Genomic DNA, 21,425 nt, shown 5'->3' with positions numbered 1-21,425 from the left:
AATCCAAGATCCATGATCGTTACTTTCATTGCATCAATCGTTTTGAGTCGGGCTGTAGGGCAGACTCCTGTGCAGGATCCGGCAGTGACTGCTCCGAAGGTGGAGAAGAAGGTTGCTTCTAAGCTGATCAGTGCGATGCTGGCGAAGTATATGAACGCCAAGACGGTCTATGGGAAGATTCTGCTTACGGCGAGCACCAACGAGGGGGCTGTTAAGGTTGAGACGAACTTGGCTATTTCTCATCCGTTGAAAATTGCTTTGAGTCAGTTCAAGGTGAACTCTCCTAAGAATGTCGTGGCTCTGCTTTGTGATGGCAAGAAGTATTCGTACAATCCTCCGAAGACTGGCTTGTCGGAGAATCCTCCTCGGGTTTTGTCTGAGTTAGACGAGGGAACGCAAGAAGCTCAGTACCACGACCTTTACATGTTGCAGCGGCAGCAGCTGTTTGACGAGTCACCGATTTTGCAGGTGGTGATGGGTATCAAGTCTCTCGACCGCGACTTTGTGAAGCAGATTCCCACTTTTAGTTACAAGGGCCAGCTGACCGTCCGTGGCAAGAAAGTGGATGTCATTTCGGGACAGTGGAAATCTGAGCCGGACGGGCAGGTCGCTGGGACCTTCGAGATGCATTTGACGGAAGATGGCGACCTTTTTAACTTTGTGACTAAACAAAACTATGCCACGGGTGGTCGAACCATTACAGTCACCTACCTTTGGGAGGCGGATCTGAAGATTGGGGTGGATATTCCCGATTCAATCTTTAAAGTCCACTGAAATTAGGGCAATTCTCGAAATTCTTGAGATTTTGACGACTCAAAAAACACTCTTTTGGGTAGATTGATTCTATGGCTTCCATAGCCGGACGACCGATGAACTTTAGCGATCTTAACAAGGGGATGCGCGCTCGCATTTCTGGGATCACGCACAGTGACGACAACACCAACCGCTTGCAGGAAATGGGCCTGACGGTTGGGACTGAGTTTAGCGTTGTGAAAGTCGCTCCTTTCGGCGATCCTGTCGAGATCGAAGTTCGTGGATACCGATTGTGTCTTCGAAAGAACGAGACCCAAAACTTTGAAGTCGTGCTGCTCGACTGATAGCGACACGCCTCAGGCCGACCCTAAACGTGTTCGGTTGGTGGCGATTGTTGGAAACCCGAACGCGGGAAAGACCACTTTATTTAATGGCCTTACGGGGTCACATCAGAAGGTAGGCAACTATCCGGGTGTGACCGTTGAGAAGGTTGTTGGCAAGCTGGTGCTGCCGAACTCCACTGTTGACTGTGTGGACGTTCCGGGTATGTATTCGTTGACTCCTGTTTCTGAGGACGAGCGGGTGGCTTCTGAGGTGGTGCTTGGGAAGCAGGGGCTTCATCCGGATCTGTTGGTTTGTGTGGTGGATGCCACGAACCTTGAGCGGAACCTTTATCTTTTCACTCAGTTAGCTGAGGTTGGTCAGCCTGTTTTGATTGCTTTGACGATGGTTGATCGTTTGAAGCAGCAGGGGAAGGAGGTTGACCTCACCAAGATGTCGAACATGCTTGGGGTGGAGGTTGTTCCGCTTGTGGGGCACAAGGACAAGGGGCTGAGTGAGCTTAAGGAAGCGATTGAGCGCAACCTTGAGAGTCCTCGGATTCCGATTTGTGAGCTTGGACTGCCCGTTGTTTTAGAGACTCAGACGGCGTTGATTCGGGAGCGGATGGCGCGGTTTGGGGTGGATTTGACGAAGGCGGAAGTCCGGCAGTCGTTGATTCATCCGACACCTGAGTTTGAGTCTTATCTGAGAGATTTTCCGGAGATTCACGAGGCGTATCTTGAGGCCCGTGAGCACTTGGGTGAGGTGCCGGACTTGGAGCCTCATCTGGAGGTTTCGAGTCGTTACCAGTGGGCTTCGGTGGTTCAGCGGGTTTCGATTCGGGAGGTTGAGGAGGTTGTTCGGAAGCGGTCGGTGACTGACCGGATCGATCTCATCCTTACGCACCGGGTGTTTGGGCTGATCGTTTTTGTGGGGATCATGTATTTGGTCTTCCAGTCGATCTACACGTTTGCGAAGCCGTTGATGGACTTTATTCAGTCGGCGTTTGACAAGCTGGCTCAGTTTACGGCTCCTAAGCTGGCTGGCGTGCCGATTTTGCAGTCGCTGATTGTGGATGGGATTATCAAGGGCGTGGGGAGCATGTTGGTGTTTCTCCCACAGATTTTGATTCTGTTCTTCTTTATCTCGGTGCTTGAGGGATCGGGGTATTTGGCTCGCGCTGCGTTTTTGATGGATCGATTGTTGGGTTGGTGTGGCCTGAATGGGAAGGCGTTTATTCCGCTTTTGTCTTCCTTTGCTTGCGCTATTCCTGGGATCATGGCTGCTCGTGTGATGCCGGATCCTAAGAGTCGATTGGCGACGATTTTGGTTGCGCCGCTGATGTCTTGTTCGGCTCGGCTGCCGGTTTATCTGCTTCTGGTGAGCACCTTTATTCAGCCGAAGTACGGCAGTGGATGGGCTGGGTTTACGCTGTTTGCGATGCACTTGCTGGGGTTGTTTGTGGCGATTCCGATTGTGTGGCTGTTTAACCGGAAGATGCTGAAGGGCAAGCGGCTCCCGTTCTTGTTGGAGCTTCCGCCATATCAGTGGCCACGTGGTCGGGATGTTTGGCTGGCGATGGTGTTTCGCGGCAAGATCTTTGTGAAGACTGCTGGGACGATCATCGTGTTTATGTCGACGCTGATTTGGGCTCTCGGCTATTTCCCCCATCTGCCGGAGGAGCGGGTCAAGGCCATTCGTGCCGAGTATGCGGCTAAGGCGACTCCTACCAGTGAGGCTGAGGGAGAGGCTGCTGTTCAGGAAGAGCAGTTGAGTCACTCTGCTTTGGGTCGATTTGGTAAGGTTATAGAGCCAGTATTTGTACCTGCTGGCTTTGACTGGCGGATTACGACTTCGATCTTGTCAGCGTTTCCTGCTCGTGAGACGGTGGTTCCTTCGTTGGGGATTATCTTCTCGTTGGGTGGGGACGTGGAAGGGAAAGAGGAGCCGCTGGAGAAGGCTTTGGCGGGTGCTAAGTGGCCGGACGGAAAGCCCTTGTTTACGCCTTGGGTGGCGGTTGGGCTGATGGTGTTCTTTGCGCTTTGTGCCCAGTGTATGGCGACTTTGGCGACGGTGAAGCGGGAGACAAACTCTTGGAAGTGGGCGGCGTTTATGTTCTGCTACATGACCTTGCTGGCGTATCTCGCAGCGGTGGGGATCCACCAGCTTGGTCGGTTGCTTGGCGCGGCTTAGAAGCCTGCTGAGAGGCCGATGAAGATACCGTTGAGTTCGCGCTTGTTGGCTGCGAAGATATCGACCTCGAAGTTCGGTTTGAGGGCAGGTAGGAATCCTTTGACGGGCATTCCGAGTCCGATTTGGAGGACGCCGCTATCGACTGTGTTGATGCCGTTGGCGCGTGGGGAGACGTGGGAGAATCCGCCGCCGATTTTGTAGTACATTCCGTCTTTGCCGAAGGGCTTGCTGAGAATTGCCGTGAATCGGTAGATGTCTGCGTCGAGGTCTCCGCCGTGGCTAAGTCGTCCTCCGCCGAAGATGCTGGCCTCGAAGCTTAGGTTGTGGCCCAGGAATGACGAGAGCGGGAAAGAGAGGCCAATCTCGGGTCCTTGGAGCGAGTTGTTCTTTCCATCTTTATCGTGGAATCCGCCACTGAAGGTGTATCCGATTCGGACTCCGACTGTCGATTTGCTTAGGTCTGCCTGCGCTTGTGAGAGCGCGGCGGTCGCTAAGATTGCGAGTACAGCAAACTTCCTCATTCGCCGAAAGTATATCGGACCTTGAGTGAGGTTGCTAGTCTGTACTTGCCAATTCTTGGAGTTCCGCTTCTTCGTCTTCGTGGTCGAGCGTGATGTGGACGCCTGGCGTGAACATTGGACGCTGAGGCTCGAAGTGCGTGCTGTCTGCCTTTTCTCGGAGCTTTCTCTTTGCTGCGCGTTCGTCTGCACCTGGTGAGACCGGCCAGACGGTGTCGGCTGCCCAGTAGCTATCGAGGAATTCTGTCCAGACTCTGTCGTAGACGTCTATAGTCTGATCGGCTAGGAGGGACCATTCGAAGTCTTCGTGCAGACGTTTCTTGGCTGCGATGGAGAGTCGCTGTGCTCGTTCTGGATCCCGAATAACTTTGAGGACCGCCCAGGCAAGGGAAGCGGGGTCTCCGGCGAAGCTGAGGGTTCCGGTTTGGTCGTGGAGGACTACTTCTGGGAGTCCGCCTGCGTCGCTGGCTACTACGGCTGCGCCTGCGGCCATTCCTTCTAGCGCTACGATGCCGAATGGTTCGTAGAGGGATGGGAACACGGCGACGTCTGCGACTCGGTAGAGCTGGTGCAGAGACCTGTTGGCCATGAAGCCGGTGAAGAGGACTTTCTCTTTGAGGCCAGCCCACTCGACGAATCTTTCGAGTCGGTCTCTGTGACCTCCGCCGACGATCAGGAACTTGGTATCGGGTTCTTGGGCGAGGATGGCATTGGCGGCGTTGAGGAGGACCTGGATGCCCTTCTCGCGCACGAAGCGGCCGACGAACATGACGATCTTTTCGCCTGGGAGTGCGAGTTTGGCTCGGTGGGCGGCTCGGTCTTCGTCTGACCACTCGAATTCGAATTTGGTGGCGTTGACTCCGTTGTAGATGATCTGGATTTTGTCGGCTGGGCTGTTGAAGGTTTTGTGGACTTCGCCCTTCATGAACTCGGAGCAGACGATGATGCGCCAGGCTTCATAGGTGAGCCAGTATTCTTGCTCGTGGATGTACTTGCTGGTGTCGTTGTAGATGCCGCCGTGCCGTCCTGTTTCTGTGGCGTGGATGGTGGCGATCATTGGGAGCTTGTACTCGTACTTGAGCTCGCGTGCGGAGTCTAGGCTGAGCCAGTCGTGCGCGTGGAATACGGTGGGTTGTCCGCCGGGTCTCCAGTCTTCTAGCAGTTGTCGGACGCGGATATCCGTTGCGACGTTGAGAAGTTGGATCTCGTGGAGGAAGTCGTTGGGTTTATCGGCTAGGTGGACGCGGTGGACGTTGACGCCGCTGGCTTCGACTTCTTCATCTGGGGCGTTAGGCGTAGCCTTGGTGACGACATGGACTTCAATGCCTTTTTTCGCGAGTTGTTGAGACAACTCGTGAACGTGAGGACTGATTCCTCCCACGATGCGGGGTGGGTATTCCCAAGAAAGCATGATGACGCGCATGCGATGGAATTATGGGCGACTTTTGGACCTAGAATAGGTGCTGGGGTGTTACTTCCACAAGTTGTTCTGCTTTTTTGTCTTTTTGCGATCCATATAGGTGGGAATAGACGTAGGTGAGCTCCACTCCGAAGAAGAAGATTTGGGATGTGTAGAAGATCCAGAGCAGTACGATGACCAGTGCTCCGGCCACTCCGTATGCGGCCGACACTTTGGCGTAGGCAAAGTAGATTCCTAGGATGTATTTGGATGCGGTGACTCCGATGGCTGCGACTGCGGCACCTGGGAGAACGTCTCGGAAAGTGAGCATGCCTTTGGGATAGGTCTTGATGCTGACCATGAATAGGCAGAGCAGGAACAGCGTCGTGGCGAATGTATTGAGGAGATGGCTTACGGTTGAGTCGCTGTAGCGTCCTATCCAGCTGAGCCATGCACTCAGGCCGATCCAAGTGATCACGACCGCGCCCATTGCGAGAACGCCCAAGAAAGCGAGGATTCTTGTTTTGATCATTCCTTTGATCAAGTTGCCTTGGTCGGTCTTTTTCCAGATGGTTTTGAAGATCTCTCTTAGCTCGATAAAGAAGTTGCTGGCGCTGAAGAAGGTGACGGTGGCGGCGAACAGGGTGGCGACGATACCGGACGCTGGGTGGAGGGTGCTGGTGATGAGTTGAGAGACGTAGGCGCCTGCTTCGTTGCCGATGGAGTGTTTTGCTTCGTTGATCAGTTTTAGCTGGGCTTCTGTGCTGCCGAGGAAGAAGCCTGCTACGGTGACGCAGAACACGAGGAGTGGGGCTAGGGACAAGATGGTGAAGAAGCTGAAGGCTGCGGACAGTCTTGGAACGTTGTCTTCTGACCACTTTGCGAAGGTTTGGCTGAAGAGGGTGCCAATGGGGGACTCTTGTAGCCGGGTGAAAGGGTTTGGCACATGTGTATGGACGGCGTTTGTTTTGAAACCGTTTCGTTATTAGGCAGCTTCGCGTTCGACGCCTTCGTGTAGCCAGTCTTGGAAGAGTGTGCGGATGAGCATCGTTAGCTCGCTGGGGGCTGGTGAGTCGTCTCTTGAGGCTACGACTGGGCCGAGGCATCCAATGACGGCTTGGAGACGATCTGGATCAATGGGAGCCCGACCGGCGGGTCCTGCTGCGTCTGCGGAGGCTTGGAGCGGAGCTTTGTGGAGTTTTGACCAGAAGATTTCGTCGTACCTCACGTCCCAAGCGGCGTCTAGAAGGTCTTCGGGGAAGCCTCGTTTGGTGACCCGCTCGAAACCTGCTAGCAGTCCGTGGATGGTGATAGAGAGATCGAGCTGCTCGGCGAGGTCTTTGATATTTTGAAGTTGGTTGTTGTTCTTTTGGAAACGGGTGAGGCAGCACATGGAGGCCGCTTGTTCGGCCTGTTTTAGGTTGAGAACGTTCTTGGTTTCGATTTTTGCGGTGCAGTACCCTTTGGGGCAGCGTGCTCCTAGGCAGGAGAGATGGAGGTCGTCTCGTTCGCGTTCGGCGAGTTTAAGAATGGTGGCGATACGGACTGCAAGGGCGCTGGAACGGGCTGCGTGAGAAGGTGGGCGCGATGACCAGGCGTCGAGGAAGGCGCTGACGCCTAGATAGAACTCGGCTTGGGTTGGGGTCTGTATTTTGGTAGAGGGTGTCGTGATTTCGGTTTCATTAGAAAGTATTGAAAATCGATGCCTCTTATTCGCCGCCACTGTAGAGTTATGCCCCTTTCACGGGCGGTTCACCCTAGCGAATGTTGCGGTTGTTTGAACTATGTGGAATGGACCTATTGGGGCGAATGGGGCATGGTAACCTTCGCGGTGCATCTGGGTGTATTTTATGAGATTCGGACTTAGGTTTCTTGGTGTGGTGGTAGGACTGTGCCTTTTGGGAGTGGGTTTTGCTGGGGCTCAGTCGGTCTCTTTTGAAGAGGCGTTGAGTGGGAAGTCGCTGCCTGGGAAGTTGAAGGTTTCGGAGCTGACGGATGATTACAAGCCTTTTCGGCTTACTCTGACGAGCGAGGGTGCTGGCGTGTTTGCTCAGTCGGGATCTTGGATGTCTCAGGTGATGTTTCAGAATCGCGAGTCAGGTGATCCCAAGAACGACATATTCGCCTTTGTTGGGACCTATTGGTCGAATTCTAAAACTGTGCGAGTGGGCGAGAAGGAATTCTTAGTGACTTACTGGCTTGATATGGGATTTAGCACCCGGGAGAAAGAACCTCAGCTAGGACTGGTGCTGAGGCTAAAACTGCTCCGAAGCGATCTCATCTCATCGATTCAGCCGGTCGCCGATTTAAGTAAGGAGCGGCTTGAGAAGGCGATACTGGACAGCAAGTTCAGTATCAACGATGACGCCACTATTGAGATGCCTGCTGAAAGCTCTATTGCGATGGCTATCATGTTGCCAGTTTTTCAGCAAGCGAAGAGGGCGGCAAAGGTTTCGGACGAGCTTTCGAGCGTTAAACAGATTGGGCTGGCACTAATTTTGTGCGCAAGTGACAATGAAGATGTCATGCCCTATGTTCAGAGCACAGGTGGTGCGATTAAGGCTTCTGAGCCTTATCTCAAGAACAATGGGCTATGGTGGACGAAGGACGGGCGTCGGTTTTTGTTCAACATGGCTATGTCGGGTGTCCCTGACACTAGCGTTTCAAACCCGGCTGAGACGGTATTGGTGTACGCCGAGCGCCCTGGTACGGACGGGCGCAGATGTGTGGCATTTGCGGACGGGCATGCGAAGATGCTGCGCGAGGATGAGTGGCGGAGGTATGTACCGACTCTCAACATGAAGCGTGAGCGAAGAGGGAAGCCCTTTCCTGCCAGTTATGGAGCTGAGTTTAATACTCAGACTCCACCTTCGAAGCCGGCTCCTACTGCTAGCGTTTCCGGGTGAACTTTGCGGCATCGGAGTTGCTTCCGGCTACGTTGGGCGGATTGCCTGCGTATTCGACTGTAGCGGCTCCGTTGGCGGCTCCTGTGAGCTTGTTTTTCACATTTAGTTTGACCTCGGCTGCTCCATCGGCTATGGCGGTGGCTTCTTGGACGATGAACTGCGACAGCTCTACTTTGGGGCTACCGCTGGCGGTGACGTAGAGTTTGTCTGAGGTTCCTTTGAGGCGGACTTGTGAGGCTCCGTCAACTTCTAGCCTCGCTGTTTTGGTGGTGACGGTGTCGGCGGTGAGCTCCGAGGAGCTTTCTACTTTTGCTTCGACGCCAATGAGTTTGCCGAGGGCTTGAAGCTTGGATGCACCTTCGAGTTTGGCTTCTAGACTATAGGGGGTTTGGCTGTCGAACTTGATTTGGTTGCTGCCTTCGGACTTGATCTTTAGGTTTGATACTTTTCCTGAGAGGTTCAGCTCGCAAGCGCCTTCCGTTTTGATGTCCATGGACTTGGTTTCAAAGCCGTTTGCGGTGAGTGTGATGCTACCTTCGGTTTTAAGAGCGTCTAGGTTTGGGGAAGTGATGGTGACCAGAATGGGTTTGTCTGTGCTGTAGTTGCCCTTGGTTTTGAGCTGGAGGGTTCCGTGATCGACCGTAGCGGTGACTAGGCTTTGGATATTGGCTTGTGCGAGTACCTCGACCTGCGTTGCTTTGCCTGCCGTGAAAACAACTTTTATGGAGCCTTCTGCATTGAGTTTGGTGAACGGTTCAACCTTGCGAGACTGTTTGACTTCCTCGCCGTTTCCGACGATCATGGGTTGATTTTTGATTTTCTTCTGCCCAGTTGCTGTCGTGCCTCCGTCGCGTGTGTTGCCGATCTCTTCCTTGGGTTCGCACCCGAGTAGGGCTAGAGCGGTGAGCGGTATGGCAGCAAGAATCAGTTTCATAGACATCTCGGTCTATTGTAAGGCAGTGGCGGTCTGTTTGGGGTCCTTGGCCCCAGGCGGGAAGGTATTCTCCCCTGAGCGATGACGGTACAAGAAATCATCTCACGGTTGAATGCCTATTGGGCAGAGCAAGGGTGCGCTATTTTGCAGCCTTATGATGTTGAAGTTGGTGCGGGAACGATGCACCCTGCAACGACCTTGAGAGTTCTAGGTCCGGAGGCTTGGAACGTTGCTTATGTTCAGCCCTCGCGAAGGCCTGCCGATGGTCGGTATACGCGGAATCCTCAGCGGAGCCAGCGATATTACCAGTACCAGGTCATTATGAAGCCCTCGCCGGAGAACATTGTGGACCTGTATATGGGTTCGTTGGATGCTCTTGGGTTTGATACTTCTAAGAACGATGTCCGCTTGGTAGAGGATGACTGGGAGAGCCAGGCTGCCGGTGCGAGTGGTGTGGGTTGGGAGGTTTGGGTGAACGGTGCGGAGGTTACGCAGTTCACGTTCTTCCAGCAGATGGGCGGTATTGAGTGCAATCCGGTTTGTGCTGAGATCACTTACGGCCCTGAGCGACTTTGTTTGATGTTGGGTGCGCAGTCCTCGTTCTGGGATGATCTGATGTGGAACGATACGGTTTCTTATAAGGACGTGGATTTCCAGCTGGAGATGCAGAACAACGTTTATAACTTTGAGGTTGCATCGACGGACATGCTGTTCCAGCTGTTTGAGATGTATGAGGCGGAGTCTAAGCGCGTGATTGAGACTTCGGTGAGTTGGGACTCCAAGCTTGGGATTTTGACCACTCATCCGAGCGAGACGAATGAGGAGATCCCTGCTGACGGCCCTAAGGCTCTGGTTTATCCAGCGTTGGATCTTGCGTTGAAGTGTTCACACGTTTTCAACGTGTTGGATGCTCGTGGGGCTGTCGGTGTGACTCAGCGTGCGGCTTATATTAACCGGATTCGAGCTCGCGTGCGTGCTTGTTGTTTGAAGCACGTTGAGCAGTTTGCGGTTGTTAGCTAAATCTTGATTCGAGGGTGGCCTTTACTGCGGGCCACTCTTCGGGAAGGATTGAGAACATGACTGTGTCTCGGATGAAGCCGTCTGGCAGGATCCCGAATCGGCGTAGGACGCCCTCTTTCACTGCCCCTAGTTTGGTGATGGCCGCTTGGCTTTGAAGGTTGCGGCCGTCTGTTTTGAGGCAGACTCGCACGCAATCCAGTACTTCAAAGGCGTGTTTCAGCATAAGCCACTTGAACTCGGGGTTCACGCGCGTGCCGCGTTGATCTTTTTTGATCCAGGTTGTGCCGATCTCTAGGTATTTGTTGGCGGGCTGGATGTCCATGAATGAGCTACAGCCGACCGCCTGACCGGTTGTGCGGTCGATGGCAATCATGGTGAGGGCGTTGGTCCTTGCGATGAGCGAGCGGGCGAAGCGTTCTACTTCTTGTGGCGAATCGTCTTTGGGGCAGGCCGCTAGGAAGAACTCGAAGGAGGGAACATCAATGGTGGATCTGAGGAGGTCGAAGTGGTGTTCCGCAAGCGGTTCTAGAATGAGATTCGGTCCTTCTAGGCGTACGGGTTTAACCCATGCGTCGTCAGGCATCGAGAGCGAACTCCGACTGAATCGGGTTGATGACTGCTGTTTCGGCGGCGAGTTCTACTCTTTTGATGTCCTCGATCACTTTGAGGAACGCTTTGACGATTTGAGGGTCGAATTGGGCTCCGCTACAGGCTTTGATCTCTTCGACGGCGTCTTCTCGGGCCATGGCGAGTTTATAGGGGCGTTCGGTGGTCATGGCGTCGTAGGCGTCTGCGACGGTGACGATGCGTCCGGAGAGAGGGATGTCGTCACCAGCAAGGCTGCATGGGTAGCCCTTGCCGTCCCATCGCTCGTGGTGTGTGAGGGCGATCTCTCGCGCCATTCTCATGACGGGCTCGGTGCAGTCGGCTAGGATGCTTGCTCCTATGCGTGTGTGCTCTTGCATCATGACTCTCTCGCTGTCGGTGAGAGGGCCTTTCTTGAGGAGGAGGCTGTCTGGGACTCCGATCTTGCCAAGGTCGTGTAGCAGTGCAGCTGCGCCGAGGGCTTCTACAAAGGAGGTGTCTTCGCCCAGGGCTTGTGCGATTTGGGCGGAGAGGTAGCCGACTCGGCGTGTGTGTTCGCCTGTTTGGTCGTCTCGGAATTCGGCGGCGAGCGCGAGACGCTCTAGGACCTCGCGGCGGGCGGCTTGAAGTTGTCTGGTTCTTACTTTGACGGTTTCTTCTAACCAGGCTTTTTGTCGTTGAACCTGCCGGTAAAGTTGCTGGGTGCGTACGACGTTGCGGACGCGTAGGAGCATCTCGGCTAGGTCGAAGTCTTTGTGGAGGAAGTCGGCGACTCCTGCTTCGAGGGCACGCTGCTTGGTTGCAGGTGTGGCGTCACCCGTGAGCATGATGACGGGTACGAATCGTTCTTCTTTTCCTTCTTCGATCTCACGAAACTGGTTCATGAGGAAGAATCCGTCCACTGGTGGGATTCTCAGATCTAAGATGACAACATCGGGCTTGAAGTCTTTGTAGACTCGCTGTGCATCTGCTGCTCTGGTTACAGTCGCCGTATAGCGAGCTCCTGCTTCCTTTAGAGCAGCCTCCAGCAGCAGAATGTTATCCTCATCATCATCGATAAGCAATATTCTTGCGTTTGTTAGCTCCTCGAGTGCCATGGCCCGTCGGTTCTCCCTAATACCCAAGTGAATCGTAACACATCACTTGAGTTCGTGTGAATTATAAATCGACGAGCCAGGTAGGTTTACGCGTTTTTTACAAGAATGCTCATATTCTGTCAATGAACGCGCCGTTTTGCGGAACTAAGATTACAATCCGTAGAGAGTTCGGTACTTAGATCCCAAGCCTTCGAGGTAGTCATCTGCCGACAAAGGTTTGCCCGTCGCTTGTTTAACGAGATCCTTTGGTGGCAGTTGTCGCCCGAACTTATAGACGTGTTGGATAAGCCAGTTGAGGATCTGTGCGAACTCGCCTTGTGCGATGAGATCGTCGGCGTCCTTGATGTCTCGTTTGAGAGCGTTCCAGATTTGGTAGCTGAGGAGGTTGCCCATGCTGTAGGTTGGGAAGTATCCGATGCTGCCCATGCTCCAGTGGACGTCTTGGAGACAACCTTCCTTGTCACTTGGAGGCGTGATGCCCAGATACTGCTCGTACTTTGCGTTCCAGGCGTCTGGGAGGTCGGCGACTTTCAGTTTGCCTTCCAGGATGTCGGACTCGATTTCGAATCGGACCATGACGTGGAGGTTGTAGGTGAGCTCGTCTGCTTCGACTCGGATGAGCGATGGGTTGACCTTGTTGATAGCTTTTACGAAGGTGGGGACATCGGTCTTCTTCAGGTTGGGCATGTGCTTCTGAAGTTCGGGGAGGTAGCGGTGCCAGAAGCCTTCACTTCGTCCGACGATGTTCTCCCAGAGTCGGGACTGGCTCTCGTGTACGCCTAGGCTGACGCCCCCTGCGAGTGGTGTGAGGTCCCATTCTTCGGGTGTCCCTTGCTCGTACATGCCGTGTCCGGCTTCGTGGAGGGAGCCGAAGATGGCGCTTGGGAGGTAGTCCTTAAAGCGTGTGGTGAGGCGGATGTCGCCGCGTGACCAGCCTGTGCAGAAGGGGTGTGGGGCTGTGTCTTGGCGTCCTCGGTTCATGTCGAAGCCGACTTGTTGGACGAGGTACTCCGTGAATTTGCGTTGGTCTTCGACTGGCCAGTCTCCGTAAAGGAAGCTGTCGTCTGGGGTTGGTTGGCTTGCGATTGCCTTGACCAGTTCGACTTGGGGGCCTTTGATGGCTTCGAACATGGCTTTGACATCGGCTGCTGTTCCGCCTTCTTCGTATTGGTCGAGGAGAGCGTCGTAGATGTTGTCGGTATAGCCAAGGTGCTGGGCTTCTTCACCTGCGATTTCGAACATGCGTTCGAGGATGGGTGCGAAGCTGCGGAAGTCGTTGTTGGCTCGGGCTTCTACCCACTTGTCGTGAGCGATGGCGGAGAGCTTGGATTTCTCTGCCACGAGTGCCGTTGGGAGTTTGGTGGCGATGTCGATGTCACGGGTGGTGACTCGGAGCATGTCTAGGTCGGTGCCTGTGGCGCCTATTTTGGCGTCGTTGAGGAGCTTTCGTGTTTCGTCAGAGGTGAACAGCTCGTGCCCGAGTCTCGTGAGATGACCGACGTGTTCGGCTCTGGCTGTACCGCCCCCTTGCGGCATATAGGTTTGGTGGTCCCATTCCATGATGGCGACCGCCGAGCGGAGTGCGTTGATTTCTGCGAGCCTTAGTTTAAGGGCTTCGAGTGCGGCTGACATACCACGAGGATACCGAGATTCTTGGGAAAAAGGGAGAGTCCTTGTTGGGGCCGGTCTGATAGGTCTTTCTGCATAAAAATTAAGTGTCGTTTGAGAAAAGTCAATAAAATGCAACCATGAGGTTTGAATTATGGTAAATCGAGGCATGGGCAAAGATCAGTTGCATCCGATACCGCCTAGAGATCCTGTGTCGGGAGGCGATCTGTATATTAGCGAACTCGCCTGCGATGAGAGTGGGGTTACTATTCGCGGTCGTTTTGAGATTCCTCGTTACGCGCAGTTGGATTCGGAGCAGGCTTTGTTCCTGGAGACATTCTTGCGTTGCAGGGGCATGTTGAACAGCGTTGAGCGTGAAATGGGGATTAGTTATCCGACGGTTCGGGCGCGCCTGGACGCTTTGTTGGATCAGTTGAAGTTGACCCCCACGAAGGAAGAGCCGGTTAAGAAGGATAAGTCTTCGGACAAGAAGCGGCGGATTATCGAACAACTTGAGAGTGGCGAGATTACGCCCGATGAAGCGAAAGAGAAGTTAGGAGTTTTGAAGTGAAGGACGAAGTTCGAAGAATTAGCAAGCTAGTAGCAGAAGGGAAGTTGTCTCCGGAGGATGCTGCCGACCTGATCGATGCGTTTTACGCTTCGGACCGGGGTCCGGTTGAAGAGGAAGAGGTTGGCGAGAAGGCCAAGACATCCAGCAAGGATCCGTTTAAGGGCCTGGTTGAGTCGATTGAGAAATTGACGAAAGAGGGGATGGACGCGGTCAATTGGGAAGAGGTTTCCAAGCAGGCAAAGGAAGGCGCCAAGAAGGGAATTGAGGCGATCAAGAGCGGCTTGGAGGACATTAGCAAGGGCAAGGTGAACATGGCCTGGCTTTCCAACCAAGAGGTGAAAGAGGTTTCTTTGCCTTTGACCGTATCTGCTGGCAAGATTTTGCGCATCGAGAATCCCAATGGGTCTGTGCGGGCTGTTGGCGGATTTGATGAGGGGTTGGTTACAGCTCGTGCGAAGGTGAAGGGCGCTACTTTGGAGGATGCTCGCCAGAAAGCGGCTGAGTACACCTTGATTGTGGAGGAGAGTGATCACCTGGTTTTGATTCGGCAGCCGGATGTGCCGGGGCTTTCCGTGGACTTAGAGATTCAGCTTTCGGATGTGACGACGGTTGAGGTTCGCAGTGAGTCGGGCAATGTCTCGATTTTGGATACTCGTGGCGGTGCTCGTGTGAACAGCCGTTCGGGGAATGTGGAGCTGCGCGGCTTGAGCGGTCCCGTGGACATCTCGGTTGATAGCGGTGACATTGAGGCGAAGGAGGTTCAGTCACCTGCGATCACGGTGGAGAGCAAGAGTGGGAACATTCATCTGGCTTCGATTCGTGGGAATACGAACGCTCGGACGGCCTCGGGCAACATTGAACTGACACGGTCCGGAGGAAAGGTCATTTCTCTGGAATCGGTTTCCGGGAATGTTGCGGTGGATCTGGAAGAGCCAGTGGGTGCGAGTCTGAACGTTCGGACTGTGAGCGGAAATGCTGAGATTGGGATTCCTGATCTTTGTGACTGCCGAGTGAGCCTTTCCACTTTGCGCGGTTCGGTTGAGTGCGGCTTGGAGCTGACTGATGAGGCTGCAAGCGAGATGAGGACCACGGGGCGATTGGGTGATGGCACGGGGACTCTGGATGTGAGCTCGGTGACGGGCAACATCAGTCTTCAGATGCACGATCAAGCGGTCGTGTGAGTTTGGTATCCGAGGGGCGTTGTCCCCTCGGTATTCTTATGGGCGTGAACTACTGGCTGATGAAGTCGGAGCCCGACTGTTACTCCATTGACGATTTGAAGGCCTCCAGCCCGGCGATGTGGGAAGGGTGTCGCAACTATACGGTGAGGAACTTCTTCCGCGACACCATGCAGCCTGGGGACTTGGCTTTCTTTTACAACTCCAATTCGGACCCGATTGGGATTATTGGGGTGATGCGGATTGTGGGTGAGGCTTATCCTGATCCGACCCAGTTTGACCCGACGAGCGACTATTACGATCCCAAGAGTCCGAAGGATAATCCGCGTTGGATTTTGCGGGATGTGGAGTTTGTTGAGAAGTTCAACCGGATTGTGACTCTCAAGGAACTGAAAGAGATCCCGGCTATCTCCGAGATGCAGGTTTTGCGGAAGGGGCAGCGGTTGAGTGTTCAGCCTGTGACTGCGGATGAGTGGGACGTGATTATGCACCTCCCTGGGATTCGCGACTAGCCGAGTTTGTTGAAGAACGCCTCTCGCAGGGTGGCGGGGGTGATTCCTACTGCTTGGGCGAGTTCGAGCATTTCTCGAACGTGTTGGAGTCGGGGATCGTATTTGGCTAGGACTTGGGGGCGGACGACTACGGTTACGCCTCTGTTGCGTGCGGCGGCTTCTCGGATTTGTGTTTTGAGGACGTCTGCCCAGACGCGTGAAGTGAGACCGGAGCGTTGGGCATCTCGGACGGAGCGGGTTTCTGTAGGGAAGAGTTTGAGGCCTTCGGGTACGGGGCCCGGATCGGCGCTCATGAAGAGCATCTCTTTGAACGCGGGGACTGGGTCTCGGGAGGGCCAGGCTCCTTTTGCGGCGACGCCTATCGGTTTGTGGCCGAGTTCATCGAAGATTTTGATGGCTTCTTCGTAGCGATGCTCGACGTCTTCAGGATGTTTGCATAGCCAGTCTAGGTCGTGGCCGTCGTTGAGGACGGCGTCGGCGTTCATCGGGAAGGCTCTCAGGCTGCGGTAGCTGACGAAGAACTGGAATTTATGGCCGGTGTTCCTGGCGAGATCGAGGAGGCGCAGGAGGACTGCTGGTTCGCCGTGGCCGAACTCCGTGGCATCGGGGGTGTCCCAGGGCACGTAGTCCAGATCGATTCGCAGACAGAAGAACATGGGGCACTAGCGAGTGGGGGCGTGCAGGGCATTGGGATGCCTGCACGCTTTTTAGCTTACTTGTCTTGGAGGGCTGCGATGCCGGGGAGCTGCTTTCCTTCGAGGAATTCTAGGCTGGCTCCTCCGCCTGTGCTGACGTGGGTCATTTTGTCGGCGAGGTGGAACTGTTCGACGGCTGCGGCTGAGTCACCACCACCGACGATCGTGAGGCCCTTGCTTTCGGACATGGCGGTTGCGACGGCTAGGGTGCCTGCTTCGTAGGGTTTCTTCTCGAAGACGCCCATAGGGCCGTTCCAGAGGACGGTGCCTGCTGTGGCGATGACTGCGGCGTAGGCGGCTTGGGTTTCTGGGCCGATGTCGAGTCCCAGTTTGTCGCTGATTTCGCCTTCGCCTACTTTGAAAGTTTCGGTGACGGCGGTGTCGGTGAACTCGGTGCCCCAGACGATGTCGGTTGGGAGGACGAGTTTGCCGGGGTTCTCGGCTAGGAGTTTCTTGGCGTACTCGATGCTGGTTTCATCGAGGAGGGACTTGCCGATTTCGAAGCCTTGGGCTTTGAAGAAGGTGAAGACCATTCCGCCTCCGACGAGGAGCTTGTCGACTTTGGGGAGGAGGTTGTCGATGAGGGCGATCTTGTCTTTGACTTTGCTGCCGCCCATGATGGCGACGAACGGGTGGGCTGGGCTTTCGACGGCTTTGCCGAGGTATTCGATCTCTTTTTCGATGAGGAAGCCAGCTACGCCGGGGAGGATGTGCGCCACGCCTTCAGTGGAGGCGTGTGCTCGGTGTGCGGTGCCGAAGGCGTCGTTGACGTAGAGATCGGCGTTAGCGGCTAGGGCTTTGGCGAAGTCGGGGTCGTTCTTTTCTTCTTCTGGATGGAAGCGGACGTTTTCTAGGAGGAGGACGTCACCTGGGTGTGCTGCTTTGACTGCGGCCTCAACGGGCGCGCCGATGCAATCTGGGACGAGGGGGACGTTCTTGCCGAGGAGCTCTGTGAGTCGCTTGGCTACTGGGGCTAAGGAGAACTCCGGCGTTGGGCCCTTGGGGCGGCCTAGGTGGCTGGTGAGGAGGACGATGGCTCCGCCTTCGATCAGCTTTTTGATAGTTGGGAGCGCCTCGGTGATTCGGCGGTCGTCGGTGATTTGGTCGCCTTCGAGTGGGACATTGAAATCACATCGAACGAGAACTTTCTTGCCTTGCACGTCGATATCGCGCACCGTCTTTTTGCTGAGGCCCATAGGTCTTGGATATTACCGGGTTCGAAACGGTGCCGTTCGGCCTATGGAGATGGAGTTCGTTATTTCGTGGCTACACAATCTTATGCGGGATGAGAAGTGAAACTAGAATTTTCAGATGAAGGCGAGCTTCTGGAGCCTAGCTTGCACGACGGCAACTTGCTAGTAGCGGGCCATAGGGCTGGTAGCGGTCTATTTCTGGAGTTTCGTTGGCTCACGCGGAGGGGGAAGAGTATCCGGTGAGTTACTCGGTGCGGGCTCTTGAGAAGGTCACCACGTGAATTGAGGGATTTGCGGTAGGTGGTGATTTTTGGAATTGCCACCTACCGTGTGGGTTCGCCCCACACGTTTAAGGCTATCTTGCTTTTGGGCCGTTGATTCTTAGTTCGGAGGCTGTTTCCACGAATGGTTCTTTTATTCGATCAGCTGTTTTAGGTTTTGCTGTATTGCTTACCGCGAGTTGGGAGCATGATCTAAGATTAGACATGAGCGAAACAGAGACAAAAATTCAGCAGAGCTTTGAGACCTTGGCGCTTCACGGCGGTCAGGTTGTGGATCCCCATTCGAAATCGCGCGCGGTTCCTATTTATCAGACGACTTCTTACGTGTTTGATGACACGGCTCATGCGGCACGTTTGTTTGGCCTTCAAGAGTTCGGAAACATTTACACCCGAATCATGAACCCAACGACCGATGTGTTTGAGCAGCGCATTGGCAAGCTTGAGGGCGGTTCGCATGCGGTTGCTACGGCCAGTGGTCAGGCTGCTGAGCTTTTGGCGATTACGACCATTGCTGAGGCAGGCGACGAGATCGTTTCTTCGAACTCGCTCTACGGCGGAACTTACAACCTGTTCCACTACACCTTGCCTAAGATGGGCATTAAGGTTAAGTTTGTGGATCCGAGCGATCCTCAGAACTTCCGAAAGGCGATTACTGACAAGACAAAGCTGATTTACGGTGAGTCTGTGGGTAACCCCAAGCTGGACACGTTCCCGTTTGATGAGGTGTCCGCGATTGCTAAGCAGTTTGGAATTCCGTTGGTGATTGACAATACACTGCCATCGCCTTACCTTTTGAAGCCTTTTGAGTTGGGTGCGAACGTGATTGTTCACTCGGCTACTAAGTTCATTGGTGGACATGGCACGGCGATTGGTGGAGTTTTGATTGACGGCGGTAACTTTGATTGGGGTGCCAGCGGTCGATTTGCGAACTTTACGGAGCCAGATCCTAGCTATCACGGTCTGAAGTTCTGGGAAGTTTTCGGCGATTTCCCTGGTCTTGGGAACGTTGCATTTGGTTTGAAGGCTCGCGTTCAGGGTCTGCGAGACACCGGTGCGGCTTTGTCTCCGTTCAATGCATTCCTTCTGTTGCAAGGTCTTGAGACGCTGCACCTTCGAGTTCAGCGACACAGCGAGAACTCGCAGAAGGTTGCTGAGTTCTTGGACAAGCACCCTCAGGTTTCTTGGGTTAACTACCCTGGTCTGCCTGGTCACAAGGACCACAGCAACGCGAAGAAGTATCACTACCGTGGTCTTTATGGCGCGATTATTGGGTTTGGCATTAAGGGCGGCTACGAGGCGGCTCAGAAGTTCATTGACAGCCTTCAGATCTTCTCGCTGCTTGCGAATGTGGGCGATGCGAAGTCGTTGGTTATTCACCCTGCTTCGACCACTCACCAGCAGCTGACTCCTGAGGAGCAGTTGAGTGCTGGTGTAACGGCTGACTTCATTCGATTGTCCATCGGACTTGAGAACGTGGACGATCTGCTTGCGGATCTTGAGAATGCCTTGAAAGCAAGTCACTAAATCCCTAGTGGTTTGATTTCTAGTACCAGCGGCGGAGTATTGTTACTCCGCCGCTTATGAATTTAGATGCAGTTGTTGAGAGAGACTTGGCAAAGGCGAAGGCCCGTCTCCAGAAGTTTGAGAGCCTAGTACGGAAGCAGGAGGCTTATGCCAAGGCCAATCCTTCGGGATATCGATCTCGGGTTATTTGGATGGCTGCTTTGGGATATGGCTACATTCTGTTGGTCTTGCTTGTAGCTTTTGCTCTGTTTGGCGGTGTTCTGTGGCTTATGTTTACAGGGCATTTGGGCAGCGGGCTTATCAAGATCACGGTTTTCCTTGCCATTTTTCTTTTCCTTGTTCTTCGTTCCATGTGGGTTCGATTTGGTGCTCCCGAGGGAGTGACTCTTTCGAGGAAGGAGGTTCCAGAGCTGTACGCCGAAGTGGATCAGTTGGCAAAGTCGCTTGGTGCGCCGCCGGTTGAATCGATTCTCATTACCGATGAGATGAATGCCGCGGCTGTCCAACGTCCGAGGCTCGGGATTTTTGGGTGGTACCGGAATGATTTGGTGCTTGGTTTGCCTCTGTTGCTTGCGAGCACGCCCGATGAGGCTCGTTCGGTAATCGCTCACGAGTTCGGCCATTTTTCCGGGGAGCATGGGAAGCTTGGCGGTTGGATCTATCGGGTTAACGCTACTTTTGAGCGGATTAATGCTTCGCTGGACAAGGAAGGGCAGCAGAATCTGATATTTGGGCCATTCTTCCACTGGTTCTCTCCTCGGTTCTCCGCTTGTAGCTTCGCCATGCGTCGGATTAATGAGTATGAGGCGGATCGTGCCGCTGCGAATTCGGTGGGTGTTGGCCCGACTTCGAAGATGCTCATGCGGGTTTGTTACCTGGGCGAAGCGATGAACAAGGCTTTCTGGATCCCATTGGGCGATCAGGCTAAGCAGTCTTCTGAGATTCCGGCGAACCTGTTTTCGGAATTTGCGCGGGCGGCGAAGGGAGTGCCGGCTCCTGAAGAGTTGGAGGCTGCATTAAGGACCGCTCTTGATGAGAGGACCGGGTACACGGATACTCACCCGTCCCTTACTGACCGGCTGGGGTCTTTGGGTGTGGTTCCAGGTGAAGATTTAAGCTCGTTTGTCGCTGAGCTGTCGGTTCCAATCGAAAAAGATGCAGCTCATGTCTTCCTAGGTGCGGCGTATGGCGATATTGAACGGCGGCTTGAAAAGTTGACTGTTGAGCAGATTACCGAGGGCTGGGCGAAGACGAATGGTCGGTATAGCGTTCTTGCTTCCCAGCTTGCTGAGCTGGATAAGAAGGCAGAAGAGGTTCCTTTGTCTGTTGATGATCGCTTGAAGCGGGGGATTTTGATCGAACAGATGAGCGGCTTGGATGCGGCGTTCCCGATTTATGAGCAGCTGATGGTGGAGGCACCGGATCATGGAGGGGTGAACTACTGGTATGGGGCGGCGCTTGAAGAGCGCGATGATGCTCGATGTCTTGAGTTTCTCCAACGAGCTCGGGAGCTTGATCCAGATCTAGTCCTTCAGAGCACCCGTAGCGAAGCCAACTATCATGCTCGTCACGGCAACCATGACGAGGTGGATAAGTTAGGAGAAGTAGCAATGGGTGCCCATATCCGGAAGCTTAGAGCGGAGGCTTTGACTGTTCAGATCTCGATTAAGGACAAGTTTGTTGCTGCTGGGCTTCCCGAGTCGGTGGTGAGTGGGTATGTGAGGCAATTGAAGCTCTGCCCGCTACTTGAGAAGGCATATCTGGTGACGAGACCTAGCCCTGTTGATCCGAATAAGCCGCAGATTGTTTTGGTTGTTTTTCGGAAGAAGAAGTTTATCGAGTCGGGCAACGAGCGTGAGGTTTTGTCACAAGAAGTGATGTCGCAGGTTGAGATTGGTAGCGATTGGTTGTTGTATGCGCCTGTCGAAGACAAGCCGTGGATGCGGCGGATGAAGAAGATTCCTGGGGCTCTGATTTATGATGCGAAAGCGAAGGCAAAATGAGTTCGAACGATAGACTCGGGAGGATAACCCAGGACACAGTCCATTAATTCATCTCCTAGAGACTTGGGCATTCTATGCTTGAAAGCTACGACACACGTTTATGTCTTGATGCGGATGTAACATCCTTTTGGTCG

The 21,425-nt window shown here is 54.1% G+C and carries 20 protein-coding genes; 10 read left to right on the top strand and 10 right to left on the bottom strand.

Annotated features, from left to right (window positions below):
- The first annotated feature begins 12 nt into the window (after positions 1-12).
- From ACZ51B_RS01685 to feoB, 3 genes are all read left to right on the top strand, one after another.
- The gene (locus ACZ51B_RS01685) at positions 13-774 is read left to right on the top strand and encodes a hypothetical protein (RefSeq protein ID WP_464295496.1); all 762 of its coding nucleotides are present in this window, start codon (positions 13-15) and stop codon (positions 772-774) included.
- Positions 775-845: 71 nt separating this feature from the next.
- Positions 846-1,097: a FeoA family protein gene (locus tag ACZ51B_RS01680; protein WP_464295495.1), complete on the top strand. Its 252-nt coding sequence runs from the start codon at positions 846-848 to the stop codon at positions 1,095-1,097.
- The gene (feoB, locus tag ACZ51B_RS01675; protein WP_464295494.1) at positions 1,075-3,267 is read left to right on the top strand and encodes a ferrous iron transport protein B; all 2,193 of its coding nucleotides are present in this window, start codon (positions 1,075-1,077) and stop codon (positions 3,265-3,267) included. Before ACZ51B_RS01680 ends, feoB begins: the two co-directional genes overlap by 23 nt.
- Here feoB and ACZ51B_RS01670 read toward each other — a convergent pair.
- The 4 genes from ACZ51B_RS01670 to ACZ51B_RS01655 are packed head-to-tail and all read right to left on the bottom strand — an operon-like array spanning position 3,264 to position 6,907.
- A complete protein-coding gene (locus ACZ51B_RS01670) occupies positions 3,264-3,788 on the bottom strand; it encodes a hypothetical protein (protein ID WP_464295493.1) in 525 nt (174 codons plus the stop codon). The two genes, feoB and ACZ51B_RS01670, sit on opposite strands and share 4 nt — an antisense overlap.
- Positions 3,789-3,822: 34 nt before the next feature.
- On the bottom strand, positions 3,823-5,196 hold the full coding sequence (locus ACZ51B_RS01665; RefSeq protein WP_464295492.1) for a glycosyltransferase family 4 protein: 1,374 nt from the start codon (positions 5,194-5,196) through the stop codon (positions 3,823-3,825).
- A 40-nt stretch (positions 5,197-5,236) separates the two neighbouring features.
- Positions 5,237-6,130, bottom strand: coding sequence for a YihY/virulence factor BrkB family protein (locus ACZ51B_RS01660; RefSeq protein ID WP_464295491.1), 894 nt, complete (start codon positions 6,128-6,130; stop codon positions 5,237-5,239).
- Between the two features lie 39 nt (positions 6,131-6,169).
- Positions 6,170-6,907: a hypothetical protein gene (locus ACZ51B_RS01655; protein ID WP_464295490.1), complete on the bottom strand. Its 738-nt coding sequence runs from the start codon at positions 6,905-6,907 to the stop codon at positions 6,170-6,172.
- A 127-nt stretch (positions 6,908-7,034) separates the two neighbouring features.
- Between ACZ51B_RS01655 and ACZ51B_RS01650 the strand changes: the two genes are divergently transcribed.
- Entirely contained in the window at positions 7,035-8,090 is a 1,056-nt protein-coding gene (locus ACZ51B_RS01650; RefSeq protein ID WP_464295489.1) for a hypothetical protein, read from the top strand.
- Here ACZ51B_RS01650 and ACZ51B_RS01645 read toward each other — a convergent pair.
- The gene (locus ACZ51B_RS01645) at positions 8,074-9,024 is read right to left on the bottom strand and encodes a GIN domain-containing protein (RefSeq protein ID WP_464295488.1); all 951 of its coding nucleotides are present in this window, start codon (positions 9,022-9,024) and stop codon (positions 8,074-8,076) included. The two genes, ACZ51B_RS01650 and ACZ51B_RS01645, sit on opposite strands and share 17 nt — an antisense overlap.
- A gap of 81 nt (positions 9,025-9,105) precedes the next feature.
- Here ACZ51B_RS01645 and ACZ51B_RS01640 point away from each other — a divergent pair, with 81 nt between their 5' ends.
- Complete coding sequence (locus tag ACZ51B_RS01640) at positions 9,106-10,044, top strand: glycine--tRNA ligase subunit alpha (protein WP_464295487.1); 939 nt, start codon at positions 9,106-9,108, stop codon at positions 10,042-10,044.
- Here ACZ51B_RS01640 and ACZ51B_RS01635 read toward each other — a convergent pair.
- From ACZ51B_RS01635 to ACZ51B_RS01625, 3 genes are all read right to left on the bottom strand, one after another.
- Positions 10,037-10,627, bottom strand: coding sequence for a GNAT family N-acetyltransferase (locus ACZ51B_RS01635; protein WP_464295486.1), 591 nt, complete (start codon positions 10,625-10,627; stop codon positions 10,037-10,039). The genes ACZ51B_RS01640 and ACZ51B_RS01635 overlap by 8 nt on opposite strands.
- A complete protein-coding gene (locus tag ACZ51B_RS01630; RefSeq protein ID WP_464295485.1) occupies positions 10,620-11,726 on the bottom strand; it encodes an HD domain-containing phosphohydrolase in 1,107 nt (368 codons plus the stop codon). The genes ACZ51B_RS01635 and ACZ51B_RS01630 overlap by 8 nt, the downstream gene beginning before the upstream one ends.
- A 150-nt stretch (positions 11,727-11,876) precedes the next feature.
- Positions 11,877-13,358 (bottom strand): carboxypeptidase M32, encoded by a 1,482-nt coding sequence (locus tag ACZ51B_RS01625; RefSeq protein ID WP_464295484.1) that lies wholly within the window; start codon positions 13,356-13,358, stop codon positions 11,877-11,879.
- A 130-nt stretch (positions 13,359-13,488) separates the two neighbouring features.
- Here ACZ51B_RS01625 and ACZ51B_RS01620 point away from each other — a divergent pair, with 130 nt between their 5' ends.
- Genes ACZ51B_RS01620 through ACZ51B_RS01610 form a run of 3 tightly spaced genes read left to right on the top strand, consistent with a single transcriptional unit; the run spans position 13,489 to position 15,595 of the window.
- Positions 13,489-13,905: a DUF2089 family protein gene (locus ACZ51B_RS01620; RefSeq protein WP_464295483.1), complete on the top strand. Its 417-nt coding sequence runs from the start codon at positions 13,489-13,491 to the stop codon at positions 13,903-13,905.
- Complete coding sequence (locus tag ACZ51B_RS01615; RefSeq protein WP_464295482.1) at positions 13,902-15,086, top strand: DUF4097 family beta strand repeat-containing protein; 1,185 nt, start codon at positions 13,902-13,904, stop codon at positions 15,084-15,086. The genes ACZ51B_RS01620 and ACZ51B_RS01615 overlap by 4 nt, the downstream gene beginning before the upstream one ends.
- Before the next feature lie 44 nt (positions 15,087-15,130).
- A complete protein-coding gene (locus ACZ51B_RS01610) occupies positions 15,131-15,595 on the top strand; it encodes an EVE domain-containing protein (RefSeq protein ID WP_464297160.1) in 465 nt (154 codons plus the stop codon).
- Here ACZ51B_RS01610 and ACZ51B_RS01605 read toward each other — a convergent pair.
- Positions 15,592-16,251, bottom strand: coding sequence for a polysaccharide deacetylase family protein (locus ACZ51B_RS01605; protein ID WP_464295481.1), 660 nt, complete (start codon positions 16,249-16,251; stop codon positions 15,592-15,594). The two genes, ACZ51B_RS01610 and ACZ51B_RS01605, sit on opposite strands and share 4 nt — an antisense overlap.
- 56 nt (positions 16,252-16,307) lie before the next feature.
- A complete protein-coding gene (locus tag ACZ51B_RS01600; RefSeq protein WP_464295480.1) occupies positions 16,308-17,486 on the bottom strand; it encodes a phosphoglycerate kinase in 1,179 nt (392 codons plus the stop codon).
- Positions 17,487-17,968: 482 nt separating this feature from the next.
- Between ACZ51B_RS01600 and ACZ51B_RS01595 the strand changes: the two genes are divergently transcribed.
- Positions 17,969-19,288 carry an O-acetylhomoserine aminocarboxypropyltransferase/cysteine synthase family protein gene (locus ACZ51B_RS01595; RefSeq protein ID WP_464295479.1) on the top strand — a complete coding sequence of 440 codons (1,320 nt, stop codon included), beginning with the start codon at positions 17,969-17,971 and terminating at the stop codon, positions 19,286-19,288.
- Positions 19,289-19,344: 56 nt separating this feature from the next.
- Positions 19,345-21,291, top strand: coding sequence for a M48 family metallopeptidase (locus ACZ51B_RS01590; RefSeq protein ID WP_464295478.1), 1,947 nt, complete (start codon positions 19,345-19,347; stop codon positions 21,289-21,291).
- Positions 21,292-21,425 lie beyond the last annotated feature (134 nt).

It is taken from the genome of Fimbriimonas sp. LA-C6, assembly GCF_055398105.1.
The sequence above is the reverse complement of the archived record's forward strand: the minus strand, read 5'-3'. Positions and strand labels throughout refer to the sequence as shown.

Bases quoted from the DNA above. Each gene is read 5' to 3' on its own strand.
- ACZ51B_RS01595 (WP_464295479.1), top strand. From the start codon at position 17,969: ATGAGCGAAACAGAGACAAAAATTCAGCAGAGCTTTGAGACCTTGGCG.
- ACZ51B_RS01645 (WP_464295488.1), bottom strand. From the start codon at position 9,024: ATGAAACTGATTCTTGCTGCCATACCGCTCACCGCTCTAGCCCTACTC.
- ACZ51B_RS01670 (WP_464295493.1), bottom strand. From the start codon at position 3,788: ATGAGGAAGTTTGCTGTACTCGCAATCTTAGCGACCGCCGCGCTCTCA.
- ACZ51B_RS01590 (WP_464295478.1), top strand. From the start codon at position 19,345: ATGAATTTAGATGCAGTTGTTGAGAGAGACTTGGCAAAGGCGAAGGCC.
- ACZ51B_RS01605 (WP_464295481.1), bottom strand. From the start codon at position 16,251: ATGTTCTTCTGTCTGCGAATCGATCTGGACTACGTGCCCTGGGACACC.
- ACZ51B_RS01620 (WP_464295483.1), top strand. From the start codon at position 13,489: ATGGTAAATCGAGGCATGGGCAAAGATCAGTTGCATCCGATACCGCCT.
- ACZ51B_RS01650 (WP_464295489.1), top strand. From the start codon at position 7,035: ATGAGATTCGGACTTAGGTTTCTTGGTGTGGTGGTAGGACTGTGCCTT.
- ACZ51B_RS01685 (WP_464295496.1), top strand. From the start codon at position 13: ATGATCGTTACTTTCATTGCATCAATCGTTTTGAGTCGGGCTGTAGGG.
- ACZ51B_RS01640 (WP_464295487.1), top strand. From the start codon at position 9,106: ATGACGGTACAAGAAATCATCTCACGGTTGAATGCCTATTGGGCAGAG.
- ACZ51B_RS01625 (WP_464295484.1), bottom strand. From the start codon at position 13,358: ATGTCAGCCGCACTCGAAGCCCTTAAACTAAGGCTCGCAGAAATCAAC.
- ACZ51B_RS01630 (WP_464295485.1), bottom strand. From the start codon at position 11,726: ATGGCACTCGAGGAGCTAACAAACGCAAGAATATTGCTTATCGATGAT.
- ACZ51B_RS01600 (WP_464295480.1), bottom strand. From the start codon at position 17,486: ATGGGCCTCAGCAAAAAGACGGTGCGCGATATCGACGTGCAAGGCAAG.
- ACZ51B_RS01680 (WP_464295495.1), top strand. From the start codon at position 846: ATGGCTTCCATAGCCGGACGACCGATGAACTTTAGCGATCTTAACAAG.
- ACZ51B_RS01635 (WP_464295486.1), bottom strand. From the start codon at position 10,627: ATGCCTGACGACGCATGGGTTAAACCCGTACGCCTAGAAGGACCGAAT.
- ACZ51B_RS01665 (WP_464295492.1), bottom strand. From the start codon at position 5,196: ATGCTTTCTTGGGAATACCCACCCCGCATCGTGGGAGGAATCAGTCCT.